A 12,276-nucleotide genomic window follows, 5' to 3' on the forward strand; every position below is an offset into this window, starting at 1 on the left:
TTTGTGCATATAGCACATTAAGCCTATAATTTGTTCGTTATAAACATTTGGAGGCTTAAATGAGTGCGTTATTGCAAGCGGTTGCTGCACCAGATGCGGTGCTGGCCAAAGCAGTGCTTAATGCTGCTGAGCAGTTGGGGCTTAAACAGGCCGAACTGGCAGCAGTGCTTGGGGTACACCGAACTGCGGTTAGCCGCTTAAAGCAGAGCTTATCGCTGGACCCACGCTCAAAGCAAGGCGAGCTGGCCTTATTGCTCATTCGTATTGCCCGGGCGGTGTATGCCCTGGCAGGCGGTGATGCTGCCTGGATTAAGCATTTTATGCACAGTAATAATAATGTCACTGCTGGTGTACCTGCCCAGCAAGTGCAAACGGTACAGGGGCTGGTGCAGGTGCTACAGTTTGTCGATGCCATCCGGGGCAAGCTGTGATCTGGCAAGATTGTCATGGCGAGCAGCACATTGTTACCCTAAGTGGCAGCTTATTCCGGCTGGTTGAAAGCCAGCAGCAAGTGGCTACCTTAAGTTTGGTTGATACACTGGCCGAGCAGGCGTTACTAGAGCAACTACTTGAGCAAACAAAACCAGCGGTGCCGGCCCATGCTGCTGGCTTGCATTACTTATTTAAAACACCCTTTCGCTATCCGCCCCTTAAATGGGGATCACGTTTTGGTGCCATGCATGAGCCCGGTATTTTTTATGGTGGCAGCTCGGTTGAGGTGTGTCTGGCAGAGTCAGCTTACTACCGGCTATTGTTCTGGCACTCGATAGACGCCGCACCCCCCAAGGCCAGTTTACGCACCGAACATACCTTACTCACCGCCCGCTACCATTCCCGCAAAGCCGTTTGCTTGCAGCAACCGCCCTTTAATGCGCATAAGGCAGCACTTACGGATAAAACCAGTTACCAACAAACCCAGCAATTAGGCACTGCTATGCGCCTCGCCGGGGTAACGCTATTTCAGTACTGCTCAGCCCGCCATCCACAGCAGCAATTGTGTGTCGGCTTGTTTTCAGCAACCGCCTTTACCACTAAACAGCCCGACAGCACCAGCCAGTGGCTGTGCGAACTCAGTGCTGAGCAAGTGGTATTTAAGCAAGCCGGTGACAGCGAACTATATCAATTCAGCGCTGAGCTATTTAAGGTGGATGGCAAGCTGCCAAGGCCGGTGTGAATAATTAGCAAAGCTTAGTTAACAATGACATTATGTTAGTCAAGTGTATATTGCGCTGAGATATGGAGTAAGCTGTGACGCGATTAAGCTGGACCAGGCAACAAAGCTTAGTGGCTTTTAGCCTTTATTGCCGATTACCTTTTGGTCGCTTTCATTCAAGAAATCCAGAAATTATTCAGTACGCGAATTTGATCGGGCGGACGCCATCGGCCCTAGCGATGAAGCTATCTAATATAGCTAGCCTAGACCCTGCTATTACTTCTTCTGGCCGAGCTGGATTAAGTGGAGCATCAATTGCCGACAACGCTATGTGGCAAGAAATGCAGTATGACTGGGCTGCTTTTTCTGTTGCAATTGCACAAGCAGAGCAAGTGATCACTGCAGCTAGTTCGCCAGCTGCCTTTAACGAGCATGGCAATGTAACTACCTCAAAAATAGCTGAAGTAAAAGTACGGCTTGGCCAACAATTTTTTCGAAATGCAGTGTTAAGTGCCTATGACCAGCGCTGCTGCATTAGTGGTTTGGCCAACCCCAAGTTATTAGTGGCCAGCCACATAGTGCCATGGAGTGCAGATGAACAAAATAGGTTAAACCCACACAACGGTTTAGCACTATCTGCATTGCATGATAAAGCTTTCGACTTAGGATTGATTACAATCAACGAAGATTTCCGCGTAGTAGTTTCTAATAAAAATATTTCTAATGACGATCACTTCTTCAATGAGGCGATCATCAACTTTCACGGCAAATCGATCAGGCTTCCTGATAAGTTCAGTCCCGCTGCGCAGTTTCTAGCCTTTCATCGTGAGAATATTTTTGAGCGCGGCTGTACAGGATAAACTGCGTTAATAGCGCTGGCTGGTGTTACTGATTTAGGAGTGTGCGTTAAAAAGAAAACATAAGCTGCCGCTTATGCAACTTATTGCAGACACTGCACATTGGTTACACATTGGCGCCAGCTTTGCTGAGGTGCCTGTAGTTGCAGATTAAACAGTTTGGGCGGTGGTTGTAATTTATTATGGTTTTAGGCTTATGCTAAAGGCTTCACTGGCTGCAAAACGATGAACCAATTATTATGATTGATTATTCCGGGTCTGTTTCAGCTGTTCTTCTTGTAGTAAAAACTGCCTGCGCGCTTCTTGTTGTCGCGCGCGCTGCTGAAGCATTTGTTCTACTTGTTCAGACTCATTCCATGAGCCTCTGGTTACAATGCGCTTGACGTCACTGTCGTAACATAAGGCAGGATTCAGCGTCCAGGTGTTATAAGTCACTCGTGTAAATAGCAAAGTTGTGGCTGGGCAGGATTGATAGCCCTTTTCAGCCATTTGGTTTTTCCAGTAATAGCTAACACCATAATAGCTTGCCAGCATTAGCAAAAAACTACCCAACAATAACCGGCTGAAAAGCCGGTTAAGTTTTTTCTCTAAGGGCAGAGGAAGCAAATTAAACTTGTGGATAATAAGCCTTGCAGCGATCCAGATGGTAAGCACTAAGCAAAAAATGCCGCCGCCAAATGCTAAACCATGCATGCTGCTGTGAATTATTAACTGGTGACCACTTGCAACTAGTTGCTGTTGATTCGATACATCGTATAGCAAACCCCAGATAACCAGAGGTAACAGAAGCAGGCAAAACAGCAACAAACCTGCGCCTGCAGCATTCTGCTTACTCGTCAAAGCCATAATTGAGGTCTTCTTCGCAATAACTGATTGATTTTGTCTGTCGTAGATTTATATAGACTCCGCTTAACATACTGGACTGCTGAGGATGTGATATAGACAATGCCGGCGTTGACTTTATCCAGTAAAGATTTTTCCTGATATTCAAACCACTGAATCAAAGATTTAGTAATTTCAAATTTTTTGTCAATTACATTAAGTGTAAAACCAACCAGTAAGGAGACGGCAACGCCAACAATAATTGGTACCACCGCAACTACCGCTGCGCCCATAAAGAAGGCCGCACCTGCAGCTGCTAAGTATCCAGCAGTACTGGCGATGGCAATCTTAACTAAATCTGTAGAAATACCCGCCAGCGAGTGTGTCCAGCGATATTCATCTTCAAACAGCCATTGAATGCTATGTAAAGATACGGAGAAGATCACCGAAACAAGAAAACCACTTTTAGCGGAGTTTTTCAGACCCTCTGTGCCTACTGCCATTTTTATCATCAAGGTATTTGTTGCCAGATAGCGAGTGCCTTTTACGACTAGTCGAGCCCGATGATTACCTTTAAAAATAATATAATTTCGACCATTCTGAGTAACCATGCTATAAGTTTCAAAAAATCGGCTACCACGCTTTAAATCAGTTCCTAGCACCAAAATGGTGGCCAGATCATTGCCAGCCGGGCCATAATCCCGACCTAAAGATAATATTTGAATAGTTGAATCTAAACCTGTCAGCTGTTTGAATGTACTTTCGATTTGAGGTTGTGATTTGCCTTCCTGACGCTGCACTGTCAGCCAAAATTCTGCAAGCTCTCGCGCGTTGAGGACATAAATATCTGCTTTGCTTCCAGCCAAATCCTCTACCAACTTCTGTTCTAGTTGAAAGCGCATGGCCTGCTGTTTCCCCAAATGAGTCATCATTATTTCCTTTCGCCAGCTGAAATAACTATTTTAATAACTAATTATATAATTGCAATTTAATTGTGTATTTAATGTTTAGTTTCAATTTTGCACACTGGTCTTGCAGCGGCACAAGCTTTGCTGAGCTGCCGGCAGCCTGACTCAAAATTCATTCTGGCAGTAACTCCACACTTTTATGCGCATAAAAGTGTAATTCCACACACTTTTATGCGCATAAAAGTGTGGCATTGTTTGTTTTTATGCGCAGAAAAGAGTAATGTTGGCGCAAGTTGACTGTATTAAGGTGTGTTATGGAACGCGGGTTATTGACCGAACTGCTTAGCTGGAAAGCGAAGCCTGAGCGTAAACCTCTGTTGATTGATGGCGCCAGGCAAACCGGTAAAACCTATTTACTGCAAGTGCTGTTGGGCCAGCAATTCTCGCAGGTACTGCGGATTGATTTTCTCGAGTCGCCGCAAATGCAGGACGCTTTTGCCGGCTCGTTAAGCCCCGGCGATGTGCTGAGCAATATCGAGTTATTAACCGGCCAGCATTTTAATATCGCAACCGACTTACTAATCCTCGATGAAATTGGTGAATGCCCCCGTGCGGTGACGGCGTTAAAGTACTTTGCCGAGCAAGCCCCGCAGGCGTTTATTTCCGCCAGTGGCTCTAACATCGGCTTGTTGAATACCTTCCCGGTAGGCAAGGTTGAGCAATACAATTTGCGGCCACTGACCTTCCGCGAGTTCTTACTGGCCTCTGGCGAGGCGGTACTGTTAAAGGCTTACGATGCGGGGCAAAACTCTGCAGCTGCGCACACTAAGTTGTTTGATAAGCTGACAGATTATTACTTTACCGGCGGTATGCCTGAGGCTGTTAGCCTGTGGTTTAAGCTGGCTGAACAAAGCATTCTTGAGCGGGTAAAATCTGTATCACAGGTGCATACCGATTTGCTGGCCGGTTATGTACGGGATTTTGGCAAATATTCCGGTAAGGTTGATGCCGGTTTGATTGAATCTGTGTTTATGGCGGTGCCTGCTCAGCTTGCTGCGGTAATGGACGAGTCGGTTAAACGCTTTAAGTTTAAGCAGGTACATGAACGTAAATCACGTTATCAGGAGTTGGAAAGCGGTATCCTCTGGCTGGAAAAATGCCGGCTGATTTTAAAAAACCACCCAGTCGAAGGCACCCCGCGCAGCCCGTTAGCCGCCTATAAAAAAGACAATATGGTTAAGTTGTTTTTGTTTGATGTAGGTTTGCTTAACCATATGCTTGATGTTAGCTATCTTGAAATTAAACAGCAGAATTATGACTATAAAGGCTATATCGCTGAAAATTTTGTCCAGCAAGAGTTAGCTGCGCTTGGCGTTGACCCAACATTCTCATGGAATGATGCCCGGGCTGAAATTGAATTTATTATGGCTGATACTGCTGGCCATATCATACCGCTGGAAGTAAAAAGTGGTAAGCGCACCCGGGCCAGATCGTTGCAGTCTTATATTGAAAAATGCAACCCGGTTAAAACCATTAAACTGACCGGTACTCAGGGCTCGTCACCGCTGGAGCAACAACATTATGTTTTTCCGCTTTATTACACTGCTCACGCCGTACGCAAACACCTGCTGTCGATAGTATAAAACAGGGGAAATTTATGCAAACATTAGAACTTAAAATACCGCCGGTTATTCTGGTGGCGGTTTTTGCGCTGTTAATGTGGTTACTGGCAAAGCTTGTGCTGCCCTTGGCGTTGCCTCTGGTTTGGGTTTGGGTTTTGGCGGCTGGTTTTGCCAGTGCTGGTGTTGTAGTGGCCGTGCTAGGCGTATTGGCGTTTCGTCGTGCTGATACGACAGTAGACCCGCGCGCGCCGTAGCAAACCTCTAGCCTGGTGATAAAAGGCATTTACCGCTATAGCCGTAACCCTATGTATTTGGGGTTTTTACTGCTGCTAACCGCGCTGGCTTTAACACCAGCGTCTGACCTGCGACTGTAACTTAAACCGTTAACCCAATTCTTAGCCCAACAGTCAACTCAACAGTCAGCTCAACAATCAACCCAGCAATGGTTTTAAATACTGGCCGGTGTAAGATTTTTTACAGGCAGCGACCTGCTCCGGGGTGCCGGCCACCAGTATTTTACCGCCACCATTTCCACCCTCGGGGCCTAAGTCAACTATCCAGTCGGCGGTTTTAATTACATCTAGGTTATGCTCAATAACCACGATAGTATTACCGTGGTCGCGCAGCCGGTGCAGTACGTTTAGCAATTGCTGAATATCGTAAAAATGCAGGCCGGTGGTCGGTTCATCCAGAATATACAGTGTTTTACCGGTGTCGCGTTTACTCAGCTCGCGGGCCAGCTTAACCCGTTGTGCTTCACCGCCTGATAAGGTGGTCGCCGACTGGCCCAATTTAATATAGGTTAGGCCAACATCTTTCAGGGTTTGCAGTTTACGGTTTACTGCCGGTATCGCTTCAAAAAAGGCCAGCGCATCTTCCACGGTCATATCCAGCACTTCGTGAATATTTTTGCCTTTGTATTTAATTTCCAGCGTTTCCCGGTTGTAGCGTTTGCTTTTACAGACATCGCACGGCACGTACACGTCGGGTAAAAAGTGCATTTCTACTTTAATCAGGCCATCGCCCTGGCAGGCTTCACAGCGCCCGCCCTTAACGTTAAAGCTAAAACGGCCTACCTGATAGCCGCGCGAGCGCGCTTCTTGGGTGCCGGCAAACAGTTCTCGCACGGCGGTAAAAATACCGGTGTAGGTCGCGGCATTAGAGCGCGGCGTACGGCCAATCGGGCTTTGATCAATATCGATAACTTTATCGAAATGCTCCAGGCCTTTAATGTCTTTATGTGCAGCCGGATCGGCGCCCTCGCCTTTGTTTAATACCCGGTGGGCGACCCGGTATAGCGTATCGTTAATTAAGGTAGATTTACCCGAGCCCGATACGCCGGTAATGCAGGTCATTAGCCCAAACGGAATGGCTAAGTCGACGTTTTTCAGGTTGTTACCGGTGGCACCGGTAACTTCCAGCCATTTATCGGTAAGTTTGGTGCGGCTTTTTGGTACGGCGATTTTCCGGGCCCCCGACAAATACTGGCCGGTTAACGACTTTGGCTCGTCCATAATTTGTTGCAGGCTGCCTTGCGCCACAATATAACCGCCATGTACGCCAGCGCCGGGGCCAATATCAATAACGTGATCAGCCAGGCGCACGGCGTCTTCATCATGTTCTACCACAATGACCGTGTTGCCAAGGTCGCGCAGGTGGGTAAGGGTGCCAAGCAAGCGTTCGTTGTCGCGCTGATGCAGGCCAATTGAAGGTTCATCTAGCACATACATTACGCCGACTAAGCCGGCGCCAATTTGGCTGGCCAGCCGGATCCGCTGCGCTTCACCACCTGACAGCGTTTCGGCACTGCGCGACAGGTTCAGATAATTTAAGCCAACATTAACTAAAAAATTCAACCGATCCTGAATTTCTTTTAATATTTTCTCGGCAATAATGGCGCGTTGGCCCTGCAGGCTAAGTTTTTGGAAAAATGTTAAGCAATCACCAATAGACAGCTCTACTATTTCTGGCAGGTTGGTTTTGCCAATAAATACATGGCGTGCTTCGGTACGAAGCCGGGTGCCCTTACAACTGGGGCAGGCCTGAGTAGCCAGATATTTACTTAACTCATCCCGCACTGAATTAGATTCAGTTTCGCGATAGCGCCGCTCCATATTAGGTAAAATGCCTTCAAATGGGTGGCTGCGCAGTACCACATCACCGCGGTCATTCAGGTATTTAAAATCGACTATGGTGTTGCCACTGCCCTGTAAAATAGCCTCTTGCTGTTTTTTACTAAGGGTGCTAAAAGGCACATCCAGCTTAAAACCATAGTGTTCGGACAGCGCTTTAAGCATTTGAAAATAGTAAAAATTGCGCTTATCCCAGCCGCGGATAGCACCGCCGGCCAAACTTAATTGGTTACTAACAATAACTTTATTCGGGTCAAAAAATTGTTTTACTCCCAGGCCATCACAACCGGGACAGGCACCGGCCGGGTTGTTAAACGAAAATAGCCGGGGTTCCAGCTCGGTCATGGAATAGCCACAAGTCGGGCAGGCAAAATTAGCAGAAAACACCAGTTCGGCAGCGTCTGGATCGTCCATAAACGCCACTTTAGCCACACCGCCCGACAAGGCCAGAGCCGTTTCAAACGATTCGGCTAAACGCAGCTTAATATCGTCGCGTACTTTTATCCGGTCAATTACTACTTCTATGGTATGTTTTTTATGTAAGTCGAGGGTGGGCGGGTCCGATAAATCGCACACTTCGCCATCAATCCGTGCCCGGATGTAGCCTTGTGCGGCCAGGTTTTCCAGCGTTTTAACATGCTCGCCTTTACGCTCTTGCACCACCGGCGCTAATACCATTAACTTGGTACCTTCCGGAAACTCAGTCACTTTATCTACCATTTCACTAATGGTTTGCGCTGCCAGGGGCTGGTCGTGTACCGGGCAACGCGGTTCACCCACCCGGGCAAATAACAGCCGCAGGTAATCGTAAATTTCAGTAATGGTACCAACGGTAGAGCGCGGATTATGCGAAGTAGATTTTTGCTCAATAGAAATAGCGGGTGATAAACCTTCGATATGATCAACATCAGGCTTTTCCATCATGCTTAAAAACTGCCGGGCATAAGCAGACAACGATTCAACATAACGGCGCTGCCCTTCGGCATATAAGGTATCAAATGCTAACGACGATTTGCCGGAGCCAGACAAACCGGTGATCACAATTAACTTATCTCGGGGGATTTGCAGCGAAATGTTTTTCAGATTGTGGGTACGGGCACCCCGAATATCAATTTTGTCCATTACAGTTTCTCAAAATTTCGCCTTGATACGTGAGCAGTAGTATCGCAGATCTGTGGTCGAAATTTAAGAGGGAGTTGAAAATACTGTAAAGGTATACAGCTGTTGCCGGCTGTTAATGCCGGCAATAGCGATGTAATTAACGCTGGCGGCGGCGAAGCGCTAAGCCAAGTAAGCCAAGACCGAATATCCCTAAAGTAGCTGGCGCTGACACTGGTAACGGCTCGTTTAATTGCCTGATGATATTACCATTGAAAATAAGCTGATTTTGTGAAAACTCGTTCGTCATAACATACATGCTGTAGGTGCTTTTAACATTGACCAATTCAGATAGCCAATTTTGAGCTAAAACCGTACTAGCTTTACTATTATTTATTTTAAAATTACCCGAACTCAGAGCTAAATTATCTACGTTAGTACCGTTGTAGTCGTAAATAAGTTCCCAAAGCGCTAACTGAAAGGCTGCGTCGGTACTGGACGTGCCCGTTTCTTTACCAAAGCGAGTATATAAGCGGGTAATGGCGTCGGTTTGATGCGCACTAAACCATTGATCAGCCGCAGTAACGGTGTAGGTCATTGGTTTATTAGTTGTTAGTAATTGTGAAAACTCAATACAGAATGCCAATAAGTCTTTGTCAAGGGTAAAGGGGAAGGAGTCACTTACATTGCTGTATTTAAATGAAATCATCCCGGCCAGCACATTGCTTGATTTGCCTTGATAAGTGGCATTGATATTGTCTGCACCATTAGCCATACCGTTATATGTTACATCGATAGTAATAGGCGTTGCGTAAGTCGGTGTGGCAAACAAGCCCATAGACACTAATAGTGTAGCCGCTAAAAAAGAGGAGGTTTTCATTTTAAATCCTTATTACTACTGACGTTGACTAAGCTACAACCTTGTTGCCCAGATTTTAGAGGAGTGTTGAGCCTGCTGGCAATTAAGAAATGCATTGCAACAGGTTACTACTAAAATCAGCATTACAGCTTGCTTTGACATGCAAAAGCAAATTATATGCCAGAAAAAAATATTGTTAATTAACATATAGGTGGCGAAAGCAGTAATACTGTTGCTGTTAGAAGTGTAAAATATACTGACAATTTTTAAAAAAGCCCCTGTACCAGACGGAGGCTGTTAAAGGTATAGCTTAAAAAGTATAACTGATACTAAACTCAATACTGCGCGGCATAATATAACGACCATTCGGGCTGCCTGCCGAGCGCGGATCGCCTTCGGTAATACCGTCTTTATCGGTCAGGTTGCTTATCGATAATTGCGCTTTAAGCTGTTCGGTTAGTTCCAGTTGCACGCCCAAATCAATTTTGGTGTAACCGGCCAGTTCAACCGTGTTGCCATTATCGCCAAAACGGTCGCCTACACTGGCCAGGGTACCATAAACTGTGGCATACATATCCTGCAACTCAAAGCCATAGCTTGGGGTCATTCGTAGCATCCATTCGGGTTGGCGAATAGCCTGGTTACCAATAATTAACGGATCAGGGTGGTTGGTAATTTCAGTATCCTGCAGGGTAGCGTTCATGTTTATGGCAAAGCCATTATCAGCCCGGTAATTAGCGTCAACTTCAATACCCAGCGCTTCAGTGGTTAACACTTCAGCTGGTGCACCGGGGCGTGAGACAAACAACTCGCCATCTACTTCGTTGGCAAAGGCAGTTACATACAGGCTGTAATGTTGTTCGGCCCATTTGTAGCCCAGCTCATATTGGGTAACTTCTTTGATTAGCTTATCACCGCCGGTAAAGGCGCCGAAATTATCCCTAAAATCATCAAAAAAAGGCATTTTATTGCCTGTGTTAATGCGGGCGAACAGGCCCATATTCGGCTGCCACATCCAGTTAACCCCGCCAGTCCAGGCTATTTCTGATTCATCGTAATCAACGGCTTTGCTAATGGCACCGGTTAAGCCTTCATCCACTACATAAGTAATTTTGTGGTTTTCACGTCGCAGGCCGGCATCTACTCGCCATTGCTCGTTAAGCTGATATTCTACCGCACCGTAAAAAGCGCTGGTATTACCATCACCGGTGGCATCAATATCGTAATTCCAGCTGCAGCTGAGCAGGCTGTCGTTACAATCAATGCCCGTTAACGCTTCACCGCCTTTTTCTACCACATGCCATTGCTGGTTACCGATAGACCACCAGTCTTGCACTGAAAAGTTAGTGGCGTAGTAGCCCAGGGTAAACACCGCCTTATCCGTGGTTTTGCTAAAGGCGATGTCGTTGGTAAAGGCTTCAATATCTTTTAATACTACCCAGCGGCCAATTTGCTGTACCTGGGTATCGCCAGTATAGCTCTCGCCGCTAACCACACCGGTTACCGTGCCGGTTATACCGGCCACATTACTCAGCGTGGTGGCACCGCCCTCTGGTACTAAACCAAACGTATTAGCTTCGCCGACAATATGGCTGAAGCGATACATTAAACGCCAGCTGTCGGTTAAGTCTAGGTCGATAGTGCCACCGGTAATACCACCTTTCCAGCCACGGCCATCACCAAAGTCATAGCTTTGCTGCTGGTTATCCGGGCCATAGGCAATGCGGCCTAAGCGGTTGTTCGGGCCAATCTGGCTGTAGCTGTTGTCTACGCCTGCTACGTTTATTGGTACAGGTAAATGCCATACACCGCTGTCGTCGGTTTGGCGGGTGTAGACATTAATTTTGCCGTTGTCTAAATCTTTAGTTAGGTTAATGGTGAACTGATGACCTTCTTCGGCGTTAAAGCCGACTTCACGCGGGCCTTCTGAGCTGCTGATATAACCACCGGCCATAATGTATAAGTCATCAGCAATTTCGCCACTGATCACCCCATCAACCCGGCGCAGGCCGTAGCTAGAAGTAGAAAACTTTACCAGCCCTTCGGTAACATTACTGCCTTCTTTTAAGATAAAGTTGGTGGTTAAGCCGGGTTGGCCGTTTGACAGCACCGGTGTAGAGCCACCGCGTAACGCTTCCATAAAATGAATAGTTTCATCGAGGCGGAAAATAGAAGAGTTTTCTAAAAACGATAAGGTGGGTGGCGGGAAAATAGGTGCACCGTTCAGCTGAATAGTTAAAAAAGGTGCATCACCAGTACTAGGGAAGCCGCGGACAAACACATTGGCTCCTGCTACCCCGCCAGAGCTTTCGGCCCAAACACCCGGTATGACAGTAAATAATTCGGCGGTGCTTTTTGGCGCCAGCCGGGTAATATTTTCAGCTGATACATTAGTAACAGCATAACTGGTGTCGACTTTTAAACCAGTCATACCGCTGGCTTTACCGGTAACCACTATTTGTTCAATTTGACTGTTTTCGGTATTTCGCTGCGTAGCGCGTTCGGTAGTGTTGCTGTCGCTACTTTGCTGAGCAACCAGCGGTAAGCTGAACAGCAACACCATGGCAGTAGTAATTTTATTAAGTTGTAACGCCATTATTATTCTCCTGTCCTGTTGATAGAAACGCTGGCTGTATTTTTAATGTTGTGCCGCGCGAAACTTACCTTAAGACACTTTTAAAAATAATGCAATCGATTGCAATGCGCTTTTAGCTATTTTGCATACGATTGCATAGACGTAATTAGCATTAAAATGTAGTTTGCTATATTCAAATTTAAGCTGGCGTTGCTCCTGCAGGGCGCTTAAGGCATTATGCTATGCAAAA

The 12,276-nt window shown here is 46.6% G+C and carries 11 protein-coding genes; 6 read left to right on the forward strand and 5 right to left on the reverse strand.

The window, feature by feature from the left end:
- Positions 1–59 precede the first annotated feature (59 nt).
- The 3 genes from VT06_RS06480 to VT06_RS06490 all read left to right on the forward strand — a co-directional run bounded on the left by VT06_RS06480 (position 60) and on the right by VT06_RS06490 (position 2,013).
- Complete coding sequence (locus VT06_RS06480; protein ID WP_046553471.1) at positions 60–431, forward strand: antitoxin Xre-like helix-turn-helix domain-containing protein; 372 nt, start codon at positions 60–62, stop codon at positions 429–431.
- A complete protein-coding gene (locus VT06_RS06485; protein WP_046553472.1) occupies positions 428–1,174 on the forward strand; it encodes an RES family NAD+ phosphorylase in 747 nt (248 codons plus the stop codon). The genes VT06_RS06480 and VT06_RS06485 overlap by 4 nt, the downstream gene beginning before the upstream one ends.
- 74 nt (positions 1,175–1,248) lie before the next feature.
- On the forward strand, positions 1,249–2,013 hold the full coding sequence (locus VT06_RS06490; RefSeq protein WP_046553473.1) for an HNH endonuclease: 765 nt from the start codon (positions 1,249–1,251) through the stop codon (positions 2,011–2,013).
- A gap of 234 nt (positions 2,014–2,247) precedes the next feature.
- On the opposite strand, the gene VT06_RS06495 is transcribed toward VT06_RS06490, so the two are convergent.
- Together VT06_RS06495 and VT06_RS06500 are read right to left on the reverse strand one after the other, a co-directional pair.
- Positions 2,248–2,856 carry a hypothetical protein gene (locus tag VT06_RS06495; RefSeq protein WP_046553474.1) on the reverse strand — a complete coding sequence of 203 codons (609 nt, stop codon included), beginning with the start codon at positions 2,854–2,856 and terminating at the stop codon, positions 2,248–2,250.
- Positions 2,847–3,764, reverse strand: a complete 918-nt coding sequence (locus tag VT06_RS06500) for a hypothetical protein (protein WP_152658985.1) — start codon at positions 3,762–3,764, stop codon at positions 2,847–2,849. Before VT06_RS06500 ends, VT06_RS06495 begins: the two co-directional genes overlap by 10 nt.
- 290 nt (positions 3,765–4,054) lie before the next feature.
- On the opposite strand from VT06_RS06500, the gene VT06_RS06505 reads away from it, so the two are divergent.
- From VT06_RS06505 to VT06_RS18595, 3 genes are read left to right on the forward strand one after another with little or no spacing between them, the layout of a single operon-like run.
- Complete coding sequence (locus tag VT06_RS06505) at positions 4,055–5,383, forward strand: ATP-binding protein (protein ID WP_046553476.1); 1,329 nt, start codon at positions 4,055–4,057, stop codon at positions 5,381–5,383.
- 14 nt (positions 5,384–5,397) lie between these two features.
- Complete coding sequence (locus VT06_RS18590) at positions 5,398–5,616, forward strand: hypothetical protein (protein ID WP_235357374.1); 219 nt, start codon at positions 5,398–5,400, stop codon at positions 5,614–5,616.
- A 15-nt stretch (positions 5,617–5,631) separates the two neighbouring features.
- On the forward strand, positions 5,632–5,736 hold the full coding sequence (locus VT06_RS18595; RefSeq protein ID WP_255353030.1) for a methyltransferase: 105 nt from the start codon (positions 5,632–5,634) through the stop codon (positions 5,734–5,736).
- A gap of 57 nt (positions 5,737–5,793) precedes the next feature.
- Here the strand turns inward: VT06_RS18595 and uvrA are convergent, their stop codons facing one another.
- The 3 genes from uvrA to VT06_RS06525 form a co-directional block, all read right to left on the reverse strand.
- Positions 5,794–8,616 carry an excinuclease ABC subunit UvrA gene (uvrA, locus tag VT06_RS06515; protein WP_046553477.1) on the reverse strand — a complete coding sequence of 941 codons (2,823 nt, stop codon included), beginning with the start codon at positions 8,614–8,616 and terminating at the stop codon, positions 5,794–5,796.
- Positions 8,617–8,752: 136 nt separating this feature from the next.
- Positions 8,753–9,472 (reverse strand): PEP-CTERM sorting domain-containing protein, encoded by a 720-nt coding sequence (locus VT06_RS06520; protein WP_046553478.1) that lies wholly within the window; start codon positions 9,470–9,472, stop codon positions 8,753–8,755.
- Between the two features lie 289 nt (positions 9,473–9,761).
- Positions 9,762–12,047: a TonB-dependent receptor gene (locus tag VT06_RS06525; protein ID WP_046553479.1), complete on the reverse strand. Its 2,286-nt coding sequence runs from the start codon at positions 12,045–12,047 to the stop codon at positions 9,762–9,764.
- Positions 12,048–12,276: the final 229 nt, after the last annotated feature.

Origin of the sequence: Arsukibacterium sp. MJ3, from assembly GCF_000987765.1 — a bacterium.
In the GTDB taxonomy this organism is placed as follows: domain Bacteria; phylum Pseudomonadota; class Gammaproteobacteria; order Enterobacterales; family Alteromonadaceae; genus Alishewanella.

What these genes read in the sequence shown, in the direction of transcription:
- VT06_RS06480 (WP_046553471.1), top strand. Translation starts at nt 60, where the DNA reads ATGAGTGCGTTATTGCAAGCGGTTGCTGCACCAGATGCGGTGCTGGCC.
- VT06_RS06495 (WP_046553474.1), bottom strand. Translation starts at nt 2,856, where the DNA reads ATGGCTTTGACGAGTAAGCAGAATGCTGCAGGCGCAGGTTTGTTGCTG.
- VT06_RS06500 (WP_152658985.1), bottom strand. Translation starts at nt 3,764, where the DNA reads ATGATGACTCATTTGGGGAAACAGCAGGCCATGCGCTTTCAACTAGAA.
- VT06_RS06505 (WP_046553476.1), top strand. Translation starts at nt 4,055, where the DNA reads ATGGAACGCGGGTTATTGACCGAACTGCTTAGCTGGAAAGCGAAGCCT.
- VT06_RS18590 (WP_235357374.1), top strand. Translation starts at nt 5,398, where the DNA reads ATGCAAACATTAGAACTTAAAATACCGCCGGTTATTCTGGTGGCGGTT.
- uvrA (WP_046553477.1), bottom strand. Translation starts at nt 8,616, where the DNA reads ATGGACAAAATTGATATTCGGGGTGCCCGTACCCACAATCTGAAAAAC.
- VT06_RS06520 (WP_046553478.1), bottom strand. Translation starts at nt 9,472, where the DNA reads ATGAAAACCTCCTCTTTTTTAGCGGCTACACTATTAGTGTCTATGGGC.
- VT06_RS06525 (WP_046553479.1), bottom strand. Translation starts at nt 12,047, where the DNA reads ATGGCGTTACAACTTAATAAAATTACTACTGCCATGGTGTTGCTGTTC.